Source organism: Rhodococcus sp. Eu-32 (assembly GCF_003336925.1).
Taxonomy (GTDB): Bacteria; Actinomycetota; Actinomycetes; order Mycobacteriales; family Mycobacteriaceae; genus Rhodococcoides; species Rhodococcoides kyotonensis_B.
The window spans coordinates 200175-214439 of the sequence record NZ_QGNK01000008.1; the positions used below are offsets into that span (position 1 = coordinate 200175).

The 14265-nt window shown below is 64.2% G+C and carries 14 protein-coding genes; 8 read left to right on the forward strand and 6 right to left on the reverse strand.

The features are described 5' to 3' along the window. Positions 1 to 28: 28 nt before the first annotated feature. From trxA to DK926_RS12410, 3 genes are all read right to left on the reverse strand, one after another. Positions 29 to 406 carry a thioredoxin gene (gene trxA / locus DK926_RS12400; protein ID WP_114330628.1) on the reverse strand — a complete coding sequence of 126 codons (378 nt, stop codon included), beginning with the start codon at positions 404 to 406 and terminating at the stop codon, positions 29 to 31. Between the two features lie 61 nt (positions 407 to 467). Then, positions 468 to 1475: a helix-turn-helix domain-containing protein gene (locus DK926_RS12405; RefSeq protein WP_114330629.1), complete on the reverse strand. Its 1008-nt coding sequence runs from the start codon at positions 1473 to 1475 to the stop codon at positions 468 to 470. A 187-nt stretch (positions 1476 to 1662) separates the two neighbouring features. Then, entirely contained in the window at positions 1663 to 2193 is a 531-nt protein-coding gene (locus DK926_RS12410; RefSeq protein ID WP_114330630.1) for a 2'-5' RNA ligase family protein, read from the reverse strand. Between DK926_RS12410 and DK926_RS12415 the strand changes: the two genes are divergently transcribed. The 4 genes from DK926_RS12415 (at position 2192) to DK926_RS12430 (ending at position 6124) form a co-directional block, all read left to right on the forward strand. After that, on the forward strand, positions 2192 to 3298 hold the full coding sequence (locus tag DK926_RS12415) for an isocitrate/isopropylmalate dehydrogenase family protein (protein WP_114330631.1): 1107 nt from the start codon (positions 2192 to 2194) through the stop codon (positions 3296 to 3298). The two genes, DK926_RS12410 and DK926_RS12415, sit on opposite strands and share 2 nt — an antisense overlap. A 231-nt stretch (positions 3299 to 3529) precedes the next feature. Continuing rightward, positions 3530 to 4378: an ABC transporter substrate-binding protein gene (locus tag DK926_RS12420; protein WP_068420981.1), complete on the forward strand. Its 849-nt coding sequence runs from the start codon at positions 3530 to 3532 to the stop codon at positions 4376 to 4378. 40 nt (positions 4379 to 4418) lie between these two features. Next, positions 4419 to 5363, forward strand: a complete 945-nt coding sequence (locus DK926_RS12425) for an amino acid ABC transporter permease (protein WP_068420831.1) — start codon at positions 4419 to 4421, stop codon at positions 5361 to 5363. Further along, positions 5363 to 6124 (forward strand): amino acid ABC transporter ATP-binding protein, encoded by a 762-nt coding sequence (locus DK926_RS12430; RefSeq protein ID WP_068420833.1) that lies wholly within the window; start codon positions 5363 to 5365, stop codon positions 6122 to 6124. Before DK926_RS12425 ends, DK926_RS12430 begins: the two co-directional genes overlap by 1 nt. Here the strand turns inward: DK926_RS12430 and DK926_RS12435 are convergent. Then, positions 6121 to 6966 (reverse strand): class I SAM-dependent methyltransferase, encoded by an 846-nt coding sequence (locus tag DK926_RS12435; RefSeq protein WP_114330632.1) that lies wholly within the window; start codon positions 6964 to 6966, stop codon positions 6121 to 6123. The two genes, DK926_RS12430 and DK926_RS12435, sit on opposite strands and share 4 nt — an antisense overlap. Positions 6967 to 7326: 360 nt before the next feature. Between DK926_RS12435 and rpsA the strand changes: the two genes are divergently transcribed. Further along, positions 7327 to 8799 carry a 30S ribosomal protein S1 gene (gene rpsA / locus DK926_RS12445; RefSeq protein ID WP_114330634.1) on the forward strand — a complete coding sequence of 491 codons (1473 nt, stop codon included), beginning with the start codon at positions 7327 to 7329 and terminating at the stop codon, positions 8797 to 8799. A 229-nt stretch (positions 8800 to 9028) separates the two neighbouring features. On the opposite strand, the gene DK926_RS12450 is transcribed toward rpsA, so the two are convergent. After that, the gene (locus DK926_RS12450; protein WP_068420840.1) at positions 9029 to 9235 is read right to left on the reverse strand and encodes a hypothetical protein; all 207 of its coding nucleotides are present in this window, start codon (positions 9233 to 9235) and stop codon (positions 9029 to 9031) included. Positions 9236 to 9365: 130 nt separating this feature from the next. On the opposite strand from DK926_RS12450, the gene coaE reads away from it, so the two are divergent. Then, positions 9366 to 10583, forward strand: a complete 1218-nt coding sequence (gene coaE / locus DK926_RS12455) for a dephospho-CoA kinase (RefSeq protein WP_114330683.1) — start codon at positions 9366 to 9368, stop codon at positions 10581 to 10583. Positions 10584 to 10586: 3 nt separating this feature from the next. On the opposite strand, the gene DK926_RS12460 is transcribed toward coaE, so the two are convergent. Continuing rightward, a complete protein-coding gene (locus DK926_RS12460; protein ID WP_114330635.1) occupies positions 10587 to 11123 on the reverse strand; it encodes a DUF402 domain-containing protein in 537 nt (178 codons plus the stop codon). A 63-nt stretch (positions 11124 to 11186) separates the two neighbouring features. On the opposite strand from DK926_RS12460, the gene uvrB reads away from it, so the two are divergent. Both uvrB and DK926_RS12470 read left to right on the forward strand, forming a co-directional pair. Further along, positions 11187 to 13352 (forward strand): excinuclease ABC subunit UvrB, encoded by a 2166-nt coding sequence (gene uvrB / locus DK926_RS12465; RefSeq protein WP_114330636.1) that lies wholly within the window; start codon positions 11187 to 11189, stop codon positions 13350 to 13352. Between the two features lie 28 nt (positions 13353 to 13380). Then, positions 13381 to 14232, forward strand: coding sequence for a hypothetical protein (locus DK926_RS12470; protein WP_114330637.1), 852 nt, complete (start codon positions 13381 to 13383; stop codon positions 14230 to 14232). The last annotated feature ends 33 nt before the right edge of the window (positions 14233 to 14265 follow it).

Consider the following 14265-nt stretch of genomic DNA (forward strand, 5'->3'; position numbering starts at 1 on the left):
GACCGGGCCTCTTGTCGTTCAGTCCTGCTTACTGCGTGTCGGCTCCAGCGTTCTGATCGGCGATCTGCTTACGCACCTCGTCCATGTCGAGAGCCTTTACCTGGCCGACCAGGTCCTCCAGTGCGGATGCCGGCAGCGCACCAGGCTGCGCGAACACGAGCACACCCTCGCGGAAAGCCATGATGGTCGGAATCGACTGAATGTTCGCCGCTGCAGCGAGCCCCTGCTCGGCCTCGGTGTCCACCTTCGCGTGCACTACGTCGGGGTGCGCTTCGGAGGACTTCTCGAACGTCGGAGCGAACTGACGGCACGGTCCACACCAGGACGCCCAGAAGTCGACGAGGACCACGTCGTTACCTCCGACGATGTCGTCGAAATTCTGCTGAGTCAAAGTCTGTGTTGCCACGCCTGCCCTTTCGTCGGTATCGATGACCTTCTGCCGCGTTCAACGCGCGACGGTACCGAAATCATTCCGCGGCACCGACGAGCGGAGCTGTCCGAAAGGTCCGACGGTAGGCGTTGGGGGTCGTGCAGCGCACGCGAACGAAGTGCTGACGAAGGACGGCGGCGTTGCCGAACCCGACGCGTTCGGCGATGACGTCCATCGACAGATCGGAGTTCTCCAGAAGCTGCTGTGCCGCGAGTACGCGTTGGTCGTTGAGCCACCGCGCAGGCGTCGTACCGGTCTCGGCCTGGAAGCGTCGTGCGAAGGTTCGGGTGGACATGTTCACGCGCGCCGACAGCTTCTGCACGGACAATTCGGTGTCGAGGTTCTCGGTCATCCAGTCGAGCAGCGGGGCGAGTGTCTCGACTTCGACGGTCGGCAGGGGGGAGGTGACGAACTGCGCTTGGCCACCGTCCCGATGCGGCGGGACGACCATGCGTCGGGCGATACCGTTCGCGACGACGCTTCCCTGCTCCTTGCGGACGATATGCAGGCACAGATCGATACCGGCCGCAGTACCGGCGCTGGTCAGGACGTTTCCGTCGTCGACGTACAGAACGTCGGGGTCCACTTCGGCGAGCGGATAATCCGCTGCGAGCCGTGCGGAATGGCGCCAGTGCGTCGTGCATCGTCGACCGTCGAGCAAACCGGCTTTGCCGAGCACGAACGCGCCGTTGCACAGGCTTGCGACCTTGGCTCCCCGTGCGACCGCGGCGCGCAGCTTCACGAGCAACGGCTCGACGGATTCGTCGAAGTCGCTCGAGCACATCGAACACCCGTCGTCCGAGAGGTGGGTGCCACCCGCGGGGATGATGATGAGGTCGGCGTCGTCGAGTTGTGACAGGTCGTACGGAACGTCGATGGTGTAGCCGAAACGCGACCTGATCGGTCGATCGACTCCGGCGATCAACGAGAAGTCGTATGTCGGCAGGCCTTCGTCGGATCGATCGAACCCGAAGACCTCGCACGCGACGCCCAACTCGAATTGTTCGATCAACGGCATGAGTGGAACGACGACTCGTTTCAACATGCCCGTCAGTATGGCAGGAAATCGCGTAACTGTGTCGTATCTGCCACTGTTGTGAGAAAGCTGCTGGTAGCAGGCTCGAGGGCATGACAATCGCAATGTTGATTCTGGCAGTTCTGGCCGTCATGCACCTGGCCGTGGTCGGCGGATTCGCGCCCGATACGCACAGGCAGAAGAGCCAGTTCGGCGACTACGGGTTCTGAGCCGCGTGGCCGACGAGCCTCTCGACCTTGCCGTCGCCGTCCCACCGCCGAAGCGCTGAGGTCTCGCCGACGAGAATTCCAGGTTCCGAATGCAGTAGTTCGATGGCCGACCCCAGCTCGTCGTCGGTCATTCGGCGAGCAAGCGTGACGTGGGGCGTCCAGTGTCCAGGCGCGGTGTGCGGCCTGACACCTCGCGCGGTGCCGACCAGCGACGCGACGGCGGTGTGCGCGTCGAGCAGTTCGGCGGACGGGATCACCAGACGGGCGAGCGTCGCGTGCCGCCCGCGGAACACGACCAGAGGCCCGAGCCGGATCGGAAACAGCGAAACGGGCAGGGTCCCGATTCGCGCATCCAAGTCCGTGAAGTCGTCGGCGACCGTAAGGGTGACATGCGGACGATTCGACGCGCCTCGGTGCCGCGCCTGACTGGGCAGACCGGCGTCGAACAGCAGTTGCCACTCGCGCCGGACCGCATCGTCGAGCTCGTCGTCGAGGAGGAGTTCTACCGACTGCACCATGTCAGCCATGATGACTGACATGACTGACAGTCAGGCACACACGGTTCGTATCGGGTCGATGGTCGGCGACGGGATCGGGCACGAAATCGTGCCGGCGACGGTGCGCGTCGTCGACGCCGCGGCCCAGGCCGAACATCTCTCGATCGAGTGGGTCGAACTCGCCCTCGGTCGCGACGCCATCGACGCACACGGCTCGCCCGTCCCGCAGTCGACGCTCGACGAGCTGGCGACGCTGCCCGCCTGGATCCTGGGCCCACACGACAGCGCGTCGTACCCGGAGCCGTTCCGGTCGCAGCTCACACCTGGCGGTGTCGTGCGAAAGACGTTCGACCTGTTCGCGAACATTCGACCTGCGGTGGCCCACCCCGGTGTACGGGCGGTCTCGCCGAACATGGATCTCGTCGTGGTCCGTGAGAACACCGAGGGGTTCTACGCGGACCGGAACATGCACGTCGGCGGGGGCGAGTTCATGCCGACCCCGGATGTCGCACTCGCGGTCGGTGTCTTCACCCGAACCGCGTGCGAGCGCATCGCGCGGGAGGCGTTCACGCTCGCCCGCTCTCGACGGAAGAACGTCACCATCGTGCACAAGACCAACGTGCTGTCGCTGACGACAGGTCTGTTCCGCGACGTGTGCACGTCCGTCGCGCAGGAGTTTACCGACGTCACCGTCGATCAAGAACACGTCGACGCGCTGACTGCTCATCTCGTCCGACGCGGTCAGGATTTCGACGTGATCGTCGCGGAGAACATGTTCGGCGACATCCTGTCCGATCTGGCCGGTGAACTGTCCGGTTCGCTGGGCATGGCGCCGTCGTTGAACACCTCCGAGGCAAAGGCGATGGCCCAGGCAGCCCACGGATCCGCGCCCGACATCGCGGGCAAGAACCGTGCCAACCCCACCGCGCTGTTCCTGTCGGCCGCGATGATGCTCGACTGGCTCGCCGCCCACGGGCACGGCCAGAAGTGCGCGGGTGCCGCACTGCGGATTCGGCACGCCGTCACCGGTGCACTCGAGTCGGGCGTCGCGACGGCGGACCTCGGCGGACGCGCGTCGACCAGCGAGTTCACCGAAACCGTCGTCGCGAGAACACTCAGGACCTGAGCCGTCACGGTTTCGAACTCGCGTACCGGGAAATTCCGTCTTCGACTGGACACGCGGCATTACTGTTCGGTTACCGGTGCGGCAACGTGGCATTCGGTCGCGTACGTTCAACGTCTGGCAGCACCGAGAGATGGTGGTGTCGTTTCGACTCTTGGAGGACCTCTCGTGGTTACACGATCTTTCTCGAAGCCGGCTCGGCTTCTGATCGCACTGTCCGGCGCAGGCGCGCTGATGCTCACCGCATGTGCCCAGAACACCGAGGACGGGGGTGCCCCCGCAGCGGAGGAGACCACTGCCGTCGAGGTCGACAAGGTCGACGACATCGCGGCGACGCTCCCGCAGAAGAACGTCGACTCGGGCACGTTGGTCGTCGGCGTCAACGTGCCGTACTCGCCCAACGAATTCAAGGATGCGTCGGGCAAGATCATCGGCTTCGACGTCGACCTGATGAATGCCGTCGCCGGCGTCCTCGGCGTGACGGCGCAGTACGAGGAAGCGGACTTCGACCGCATCATCCCGTCGATCCAGGCCGGAACCTACGACGTCGGAATGTCGTCGTTCACCGACACCAAGGAGCGCGAGGCGACGGTCGACTTCGCGACCTACTTCAACGCGGGCACGCAGTGGGCGCAGCAGTCCGGCGGCAGCGTGGATCCGGCGAACGCGTGTGGTCTGAAGGTCGCCGTGCAGACCACGACCATCCAGGATCAGGAAGAAGTTCCCGCGAAGAGCGAAGCATGTGTCGCAGCAGGCAAGCCTGCGATCGAGATCGTCAAGTTCGACAGCCAGGACGATGCAGCGCAGGCGCTGGTTCTCGGACGAGTCGACGCGATGTCGGCGGACTCGCCCGTGACGGCGTACGCCATCAAGCAGACCGGCGACAAGCTCGAACCTGCCGGTGAGGTGTTCGATTCCGCGCCGTACGGCTACCCGGTCGCCAAGGGTTCGCCCCTCGCCGCGACGCTGCAGCAGGCGGTCCAACACCTGATCGACAACGGTCAGTACCAGACCATCGCCGAGAACTGGGGCGTCGAGGCAGGCGTGATCGAGCAGTCGCAGATCAACGGCGCAGTGAGCTGATGTCGGTGTCAGACGACGTCGTCCGACGGAAGGGTTCGGTGTGTCCGACTCCGCCTCGTTGAGCACGGGCACCGAGCCCGAGCCCATCAAAGCGATCCCGCTGCGGCATCCCGGACGCTGGATCGCCGCGGTGGTGGTCGTCGTGCTGTTCGGGCTGTTCGCCTACGGCGCCGCGACCAACCCGGCGTACGGCTGGGGGACGTACGGGCGTTATCTGTTCGACAGCCGAATCGGCGAGGGCGTGTGGAACACGCTGCAATTGACCGTGTACTCGATGATCGCCGCCATTCTTCTCGGCGTGCTGCTCGCGGTCATGCGGTTGTCGCCGAACCCCGTGCTGCGCAGCGCCGCCTGGATCTACCTGTGGATCTTTCGTGGCACGCCGGTGTACGTGCAGCTCGTGTTCTGGGGATTGATTCCGTCGATCTACAAGAACGTGGCACTGGGCATTCCGTTCACCGTCCAGTTCGCCGAGTTCGATCTGCAGGCCATCTACAACGCGTTCTGGTTCGCGGTCATCGGGTTGGCCCTGAACGAAGCCGCCTACATGGCCGAGATCGTTCGGGCCGGTATCAACTCCGTCGGCGAAGGGCAGATGGAGGCCTCCGTCGCGCTGGGCATGTCGTGGCCGCAGACGATGCGTCGTACCGTGTTGCCGCAGGCGATGCGCGTCATCATCCCGCCGACCGGTAACGAAGTCATCAGCATGCTGAAGACGACGTCTCTCGTCGTCGCGGTGCCGTTCACCGGAGAGGTCTACGGCCGTGCCAGGGACATCTCCGGGGCGAACTTCGAGCCCATTCCGCTGCTGTTGGTCGCTGCCACCTGGTACCTCGTGATCACGAGCATTCTCATGGTCGGGCAGTTCTATCTGGAGCGGTACTACTCCAAGGGTGCGTCACGACAGCTGACCGGCCGTCAGCTTCGGGCCCTCGCCGACGCGCAGGCCGTGGACGCACGTACCCACGACAACAAGGGCATCTGATGTCTCCGATGATCAAGGCCGACCGCGTCCACAAGAATTTCGGGGCGCTGAAGGTACTCAAGGGCATCTCGCTCGAGATCGACCGCGGCCAGGTGCTCTGCCTCGTCGGACCGTCGGGCTCCGGCAAGTCGACGTTCCTTCGCTGCATCAACCACCTCGAGCAGGTCAACGCCGGTCGGCTGTACGTCGACGGCGAGCTGGTCGGGTATCAGGAGAAGGGCGGCAAGCTCTACGAGCTGCACCCCAAGCAGGCTGCGAAACAGCGTCGCGACATCGGGATGGTGTTCCAGCACTTCAATCTCTTCCCACACCGAACGGCTCTCGAGAACGTCATCGAGGCGCCGACCCAGGTGAAGAAGATGAAGAAGTCCGACGCCGTCACACGGGCGAAGGAGTTGCTCGACCGTGTCGGTCTCGCCGACAAGGCGACGGCCTATCCGGCGCAGCTGTCCGGTGGCCAGCAGCAGCGTGTCGCGATCGCGCGAGCACTTGCCATGGATCCGAAGCTCATGTTGTTCGACGAGCCGACGTCCGCGCTCGATCCGGAGCTCGTCGGTGAGGTCCTCGGAGTGATGCGCGAGCTCGCCAAGGACGGCATGACGATGGTCGTCGTCACCCACGAGATGGGATTCGCTCGCGAGGTTGCCGATCAGCTGGTCTTCATGGATCAGGGTGTCGTCGTCGAATCGGGGGAGCCGCGGTCGCTGCTGGCGAATCCGCAGCACGAACGCACCAAAGCGTTCCTGTCGAAATTGCTTTAGCGAGGCTTCACGCAGCTGAAGATCGCCGTGCCGGGGAAGAGCTGGCCGCGTAGTGGACTCCACTGACCCCACTCGCGGTCCAGCCACTCCGGCCAGTCCGGTTCGACGATGTCCCGCAGTTCCAGGCCTGCGGCGACTATCTCGCGTACCCGATCGCCGATCGTCCGATGGTGTTCGACGTACGTCGGCGTCCCCTCGTCGTCGAATTCGACGTAGGGCGTGCGATCGAAGTACGGAATCGTCGCGGTCAGCCCCGCGGGCCCCGGGTCGTCGGGAAAGATCCACCGCATCGGGTGGTTGACGGCGAACACCCAACTCCCGCCGGGCCGGAGGACGCGGGCGATCTCGACCATCACGTTCGCGGAGTCGGCGACGAAGGGAACCGCCCCGAACGCGGAACAGACGATGTCGAAACTCTCGTCGGCGAACGGCAGGGATTCGGCACTTGCCTGGATCAGCGGAACACGGTCACCGCCGAGTGCCATCGACTCCAAGCCCTTGCGGAGCATGCCGCCCGAGATGTCCAGTCCCACGGCGCGAGCTCCCTGGCTGCCGAGCCATCGCGAGCACGGTGCCGACCCGCAGCCCACTTCGAGAACGTCCTTGTCGGCGACGTCGCCCAGCAGGTGTGCGTCGCCTTCGTGCAGGCCTTCCGGGCACCACACGAATTCTCCGCGTTCCGTGCTCACCCCCAAGAATTCACCGTGTGTTCGGTGATACTCGTCGGCGTCGGAATCCCACCACGAACGGCTGGCTCGATCGCTGGCGGCGGACGACAGCCGGGCGCGACCCGGTGTACCAGGTGGCTGGGGTGTGGGTGAGGAGTGAAGACTGTCGGTCACGCATGGTCACGTTAGTCGAACCGAGGTCCCCGCCAGGTTTGCAACGGCCCCTGCCAGGTTTGCAACGGCCCCTGCCAGGTTTGCGACGGCCCCTGCCAGGTTTGCCCAGCTGTGACGCGATCGCGTACCCTATGGAGCGCGAGTGTGTTCGTGCTGCGCGGGATCGAAGGGTCTGTCGCTCACCGGGTTGTCTTCCGTGGGTGAGGCTCGCTCGTCGTGCGGCGGAACGAAATCGGTGTGCTCGTTGTTGTACACCGTCGTCCGATACTTCGGTACCGGCTCTGCTCGTTCTCCATCGGCTTCACCGTCCGACCGAACATCCATCAACCGATACCCAACCCGTCCGGAGCAACTCAACACATGCCCTCAACCACAACCTCGCCGCAGGTAGCCGTCAACGACATCGGCTCCGCAGAGGATTTTCTCGCCGCAATCGACGCCACGATCAAGTACTTCAACGATGGTGACATCGTCGAAGGCACCATCGTCAAGGTCGATCGTGACGAGGTTCTGCTCGACATCGGTTACAAGACCGAAGGCGTCATCCCTTCCCGTGAGCTCTCCATCAAGCACGACGTCGACCCCAACGAGGTCGTCTCCGTCGGCGATGAGGTCGAAGCTCTCGTTCTCACCAAGGAGGACAAGGAAGGCCGCCTGATCCTGTCCAAGAAGCGTGCACAGTACGAGCGCGCCTGGGGCACGATCGAAGAGCTCAAGGAGAAGGACGAGGCCGTCAAGGGCACCGTCATCGAGGTCGTCAAGGGTGGCCTCATCCTCGACATCGGTCTGCGTGGCTTCCTGCCCGCATCGCTCGTCGAGATGCGTCGCGTTCGCGACCTCCAGCCGTACGTCGGCAAGGAGATCGAAGCCAAGATCATCGAGCTCGACAAGAACCGCAACAACGTGGTCCTGTCGCGCCGTGCATGGCTCGAGCAGACGCAGTCCGAGGTGCGCAGCGAGTTCCTGCACCAGCTGCAGAAGGGACAGGTCCGCAAGGGCTTCGTGTCCTCCATCGTCAACTTCGGTGCATTCGTGGACCTGGGCGGCGTCGACGGACTCGTTCACGTGTCCGAGCTGTCCTGGAAGCACATCGACCACCCCTCCGAGGTTGTCGAGGTCGGTACCGAGGTCACCGTCGAGGTTCTCGACGTCGACCTGGACCGCGAGCGTGTTTCGCTGTCGCTCAAGGCAACTCAGGAAGATCCGTGGCGTCAGTTCGCTCGTACGCACGCGATCGGCCAGATCGTTCCCGGTAAGGTCACCAAGCTCGTTCCGTTCGGTGCGTTCGTTCGCGTCGAAGAGGGCATCGAGGGCCTCGTGCACATCTCCGAGCTGGCCGAGCGCCACGTGGAGGTTCCGGACCAGGTCGTGGGTGTCGGCGACGACGCACTCGTCAAGGTCATCGACATCGATCTCGAGCGTCGTCGTATCTCGCTGAGCCTCAAGCAGGCCAACGAGGACTACGCGGAAGAGTTCGATCCGTCCAAGTACGGCATGGCCGACTCGTACGACGAGCAGGGCAACTACATCTTCCCCGAGGGCTTCGACTCCGAGACCAACGAATGGCTCGAAGGCTACGAGAAGCAGCGTGAAGAGTGGGAAGGCCGCTACGCCGAGGCGGAGCGTCGCCACAAGATGCACACCGCTCAGATGGAGAAGACGGCGAAGGACGAGGCTGCAGAAGCCGCCAACACCAACTACTCCTCCGAGTCGGGTCAGTCGGACGCCGAAGGCGATGCTGCTGCAGCATCCGCTCCGGCATCGTCCGGTGGATCGCTGGCCAGCGACGCTCAGCTCGCTGCGCTGCGCGAGAAGCTGTCGGGCAACGCCTGATAACAGACGCTCGCCCGTGAGGGTGTGACGCTGGGAAGCCCCGGTTCTCTTCGGAGAGCCGGGGCTTTCGTCTGTCCGATGCCGATGCCGATGCCGATGGCGATGGCGACGCATGAATGGACCGCAAGAAGTTGTCCAGTCGTATGTATGGCGCATTCACGCGGTTGCACACACAAAAATGGACCCGATCCGTAAGGATTCGGGTCCATCGTCGTATTCGACGGTCGGCTCAACCTGCGACGGCGGGGCTCCACTGAGCGACGGCGGTCCGCTTGCGCATCGAAGCGAAGCTGTGGCGTGCCGGACTGAGCAGGGTGGTGAACCAGTTACGCCGATGATCGGCCAACGCCAAGGCAACTTCGGGAATCAGAATGACGTGAACTCCCGACTCCATGCCGAGACGGTGCCGACCCTGGTGGATCTGATTGCTTCGCATCGAACATCCTTTTCGCTAGCAGCGGGTCGGCAAATACTTATCTCGCACGACGAAGATAACGGACCGATCGGTAAACCTGGTGTATTTGGGGCCGGTGTGCTCCGGCGTGTTCGATGACAGACTGGTCACCATGTTGAGACTGGGCCTCACCGGAGGCATCGGAGCTGGAAAGTCCACCGTGTCGAAGATTCTGTCCGAGTTGGGCGGAGTGATCGTCGACGCCGACGTGATCGCGCGGGAAGTCGTCGAACCCGGCACTCCCGGACTCGCGAAACTCGTCGAGGCCTTCGGCGACGACATCCTGTTGCCCGACGGCGCGTTGGACCGGCCGGCCTTGGCGTCGAAGGCATTTGCCACCGACGAAACGCGCGCGACCCTGAACTCGATCGTCCATCCGCTCGTGGGTGCGCGCACCGCGGAACTCGTCGACGGTGCGCCGCAGGATGCGATCGTCGTCCAGGACATCCCCTTGTTGGTCGAAGGCAAGATGGGCGCGTTGTTCCAACTCGTCGCCGTCGTCTATGTCGACGCGGAGGAGCGGGTCCATCGGCTCGTGCATCAACGAAACATGCCCGAGGACGACGCGCGTGCTCGGATCGCAGCACAGGCGTCGGACGACGACCGTCGTGCCGCCGCCGACATCTGGATCGACAACAGCGGTGCGATGGGAGCGATCGAGGCGAATGTTCGCGCGCTGTGGAGCGACCGACTCGTGCCGTTCGAGAAGAACATTCGCGACGGCGTCACCGTCGCCACACCTCCCGTCCTTGTCGACGCCGATCCGACATGGGGGGCGCAGGCCGAGCGTCTCGTGGCGCGACTCGCGTTGGTGTGTGGAAGTGCCGCTGCGAGAATCGATCACATCGGATCGACCGCTGTCCCGGGTGTCGACGCCCGCGACGTGCTCGACATCCAGATCACCGTCGCCACCCTGGACGACGCCGATTCGCTCGCGGAGTCGTTGCGGCGCATCGGTTTTCCGCGTATCGAGGAGATCACGTTCGACGATCCCGAGCCCGGGTACGGCATCGGGGGAGAGGCCGATCCGGCCGTGTGGGGCAAGCGAATTCACGGTAGCGCGGACCCGGGACGACCGGCCGCGGTGCACATCAGGGTCGACGGTTGGCCCGCACAGCAATTCGCCCTCGTGTTCCGCGACTGGCTGCGCGCGGACGCCGACGCGGCCGCCGAATACGGTGCCGTCAAGCGCACGGCCCAGGCGGCCGCAGCCGAGGTCGACGACCCGGCGGACGCGGTCGAGAAGTACGAGAGCGTCAAGGCGCCGTGGTTCGACGGTGCCTACACGCGCGCGTGGACGTGGGCCGACGAGACCGGTTGGAAGGCCTGAGCGTCAGTCGTACGGTCGCCAGGTCGTCGACATTCCCAGTGACGCGAGCCACGCGTCGAGGTCGTAGTCGAAGCGGGCCAGCCCGTCGACCGCTGTGACTGCACGGTGCATCGCGCGCTCGGACGTGGCGCCGTCGAGCAGTCCGGCGCAACGAGCGTCCAGAAGCTCGTCGACGTCGAGAAGATCGAATCCTCGCCCGGTACGCACGACGACATCGAGGTAGTGGTCGGTGGACGTCCAGACGTCTCCGGCCACGAACTCGCCGACGTCGACGTAGTAGTTCTGATCCCGTCGGTGGTCCGCGACGTAGTGGAAGATCGACGCGCGCAGCCCGAGGTCGGGGAGCAGCCACGACTGCAGATAGTCGAATTGCGCGTGATCCGACGGTCGGGCCATGTACAGACCCCACGGTTCGACGCGGTATTCGTCGACCGGGCGTACGAAACCCTTGGGGTCCGTGTTGGTCATGCCCGGAATGTCGAAGTACTCGACCTTGGGAGAATGGACGTGGGAGTGGGGCGCGGAGGCGGGGGCGTCCATGGGTGATCAAGGTACCTGTCTTCGCGCGGGGAATCTGTCGGTGGTCGCGTCTACCCTGGAAGCATGGCGTTTGCATCCGAACATCCCGTGGTGGCTCACTCCGAGTTCCGTCCGGTCGGCGACATCGAGCGGACGGGTCCTGCGTTCGAGGTCGTCAGCGAACACAAGCCGGCAGGCGACCAGCCCACCGCCATTGCCGATCTTGAACGACGCCTCAAGGCCGACGAGAAGGACGTGGTTCTGCTCGGTGCCACCGGCACGGGTAAGTCCGCGACGACGGCGTGGCTCATCGAGCGGATGCAACGTCCGACACTGGTCATGGCGCCCAACAAGACCCTCGCAGCGCAGTTGGCCAACGAGTTGCGTGACATGCTGCCCAACAACGCGGTCGAGTACTTCGTGTCGTACTACGACTACTACCAACCCGAGGCGTACATCGCGCAGACCGACACGTACATCGAGAAGGACTCGTCGATCAACGACGACGTCGAGCGCCTTCGCCACTCGGCAACGGCAAACCTGTTGTCCCGACGTGACGTCGTCGTGGTCGCATCGGTGTCGTGCATCTACGGTCTCGGTACGCCGCAATCGTACGTCGACCGTTCGATCCATCTGGAAGTGAACGTCGAGGTTCCACGCGATGCCCTGCTGCGGCTTCTGGTCGACGTCCAGTACACCCGCAACGACATGTCGTTCACCCGTGGGTCGTTCCGCGTCCGCGGTGACACCGTCGAGATCATCCCGTCGTACGAGGAGCTGGCGGTTCGCATCGAGTTCTTCGGCGACGAGATCGAGGCGCTCTACTACCTGCATCCTCTGACCGGTGACATCGTGCGCCAGGTCGATTCCGTGCGCATCTTCCCGGCGACGCACTACGTCGCGGGTCCCGAGCGCATGGAGAAGGCCGTCAAGAACATCGAGGCAGAGCTCGAAGAACGGCTCGCGGAACTGGAGGGCAAGGGCAAGCTCCTCGAAGCGCAGCGCCTGCGTATGCGCACCGAGTACGACCTGGAGATGATCAAGCAGGTCGGGTTCTGCTCCGGTATCGAGAACTACTCGCGTCACATCGACGGGCGTGGTCCCGGCAGTGCTCCGGCCACGCTCATCGACTACTTCCCCGAGGACTTCCTCTTGGTCATCGACGAGTCGCACGTCACCGTGCCGCAGATCGGTGCGATGTACGAGGGGGACATGTCCCGCAAGCGCAACCTGGTGGAGTTCGGCTTCCGCCTGCCGTCGGCCACCGACAACCGGCCGCTGACGTGGGAGGAGTTCACGCAGCGCATCGGACAAACCGTCTACCTGTCCGCGACGCCCGGCAAATACGAGCTGGGTCAGACGGGTGGTGAGTTCGTCGAACAGGTCATCCGCCCGACCGGTCTCGTCGATCCGAAGGTCGTCGTCAAGCCGACCAAGGGGCAGATCGACGACCTCGTGCACGAGATACGCGAACGTACCGAGAAGGACGAGCGCGTTCTGGTCACCACGCTGACGAAGAAGATGTCCGAGGATCTCACCGACTACCTGCTCGAACTGGGCATTCGAGTCCGGTATCTGCACTCGGACATCGATACGTTGCGCCGCGTCGAGCTGTTGCGCCAACTACGTCTCGGTGAGTACGACGTGCTCGTCGGCATCAACCTGCTGCGTGAGGGTCTCGACCTACCCGAGGTCTCTCTCGTCGCCATCCTGGACGCCGACAAGGAGGGCTTCCTCCGCAGCGGCACGAGCTTGATCCAGACCATCGGTCGTGCAGCTCGTAACGTGTCCGGCGAGGTCCACATGTACGCGGACAAGATGACCGACTCGATGAAGTACGCCATCGAGGAAACCGAGCGTCGACGCGAGAAGCAGATCGCGTACAACAAGGAGAAGGGCGTCGACCCGCAGCCATTGCGCAAGAAGATCGCCGACATCCTCGACCAGGTCTACGAAGAGGCCGACGACACGGCAGAGTCCGTCGAGATCGGTGGTTCGGGACGTAACGCCAGCCGTGGCCGTCGCGCGCAGGGCGAGAAGGGCCGCGCAGCAGTCAGTTCCGGCGTGTACGAGGGTCAGGACGTGAAGTCCATGCCGCGCGCCGAGCTCGCCGAGCTCGTCAAGAACCTCACCGACCAGATGATGAACGCTGCTCGTGAACTGCAATTCGAACTGGCGGGACGCTTGCGCGACGAGATCCAGGATCTCAAGAAGGAGCTGCGCGGAATGGACGCGGCGGGACTGAAGTAGCGGCATCGGCGTTCGATACGGTTCAGGAATGGACGCATCGAACGCAGGCCGGAGTGCACGCGCACTCGAACTTCTTCATTCGCTCACCTACTTCGTCCCCGAAACCCAGGACGCGCTGACCGAGGCGGGCTTGGAGGGTCGGGCACCCTACTTCGCCGGCCGAGCGGCGCCCCTCGGTCCGGTCGGTGCAGGCGTCGTCGCGGCGACGTTCTACAGCTTCAATCGGGAACTGATCGAGCCGTTGGTCCCGGCCGCCTGGTCGGTCCTGTCGCCGGAGAAGATCATCGAGATCCGGTACAGAACTCTCGACGCCGCGTACGAGCGTCTGTTGGGAGCTGAGGTACTGCGTTCGGCCGAGATGGCAGAGGCCGCCGAACTGGCATCCATCGCCGCGAGCCAGATCCCCGGCAACGACGGCCGGCCGCTGTACTCCGCGTACGCGGAGCTCGAGTGGCCGGAGGTTCCGCACCTTCGACTGTGGCACGCGTTGACGCTGCTGCGGGAGTATCGCGGCGACGGCCACATCGCAGCCCTGCAGACAGCGGGGCTGAACGGAATCGAGGCGCTGATCTCACACACGGCGACGGGCAAGGGTTTCGAGAAGGAGTTCGCTCGGAAACGTCGTGGCTGGTCCGAGGAACAGTGGAACGACGGCGTCGACGCACTGCGGGACCGCGAGATCCTGGATTCGAACGGGACCCTCACCGAACATGGCCACGATCTGCGTACCGTCGTCGAGGACATCACCGACGATCTGGCTCTCGCGCCGTGGGCAGCATTAGGTGAGGACGGCGCGGCGAGGCTCGTCGAACTCGCGACGCCGTGGCGTGATGCCGTCGTCGAACAGGGTGTGTTCCCGCCCGGCGTCTTCGGCAAGTGACACTCGTTCGTGCGCCGCGACGAACCGGCGCAC

Bases quoted from the DNA above. Each gene is read 5' to 3' on its own strand.
- DK926_RS12470 (WP_114330637.1), top strand. From the start codon at position 13,381: ATGGACGCATCGAACGCAGGCCGGAGTGCACGCGCACTCGAACTTCTT.
- DK926_RS12420 (WP_068420981.1), top strand. From the start codon at position 3,530: ATGCTCACCGCATGTGCCCAGAACACCGAGGACGGGGGTGCCCCCGCA.
- DK926_RS12405 (WP_114330629.1), bottom strand. From the start codon at position 1,475: ATGTTGAAACGAGTCGTCGTTCCACTCATGCCGTTGATCGAACAATTC.
- DK926_RS12460 (WP_114330635.1), bottom strand. From the start codon at position 11,123: ATGGACGCCCCCGCCTCCGCGCCCCACTCCCACGTCCATTCTCCCAAG.
- DK926_RS12410 (WP_114330630.1), bottom strand. From the start codon at position 2,193: ATGGTGCAGTCGGTAGAACTCCTCCTCGACGACGAGCTCGACGATGCG.
- uvrB (WP_114330636.1), top strand. From the start codon at position 11,187: ATGGCGTTTGCATCCGAACATCCCGTGGTGGCTCACTCCGAGTTCCGT.
- DK926_RS12415 (WP_114330631.1), top strand. From the start codon at position 2,192: ATGTCAGCCATGATGACTGACATGACTGACAGTCAGGCACACACGGTT.
- coaE (WP_114330683.1), top strand. From the start codon at position 9,366: ATGTTGAGACTGGGCCTCACCGGAGGCATCGGAGCTGGAAAGTCCACC.
- rpsA (WP_114330634.1), top strand. From the start codon at position 7,327: ATGCCCTCAACCACAACCTCGCCGCAGGTAGCCGTCAACGACATCGGC.
- DK926_RS12430 (WP_068420833.1), top strand. From the start codon at position 5,363: ATGTCTCCGATGATCAAGGCCGACCGCGTCCACAAGAATTTCGGGGCG.
- DK926_RS12450 (WP_068420840.1), bottom strand. From the start codon at position 9,235: ATGCGAAGCAATCAGATCCACCAGGGTCGGCACCGTCTCGGCATGGAG.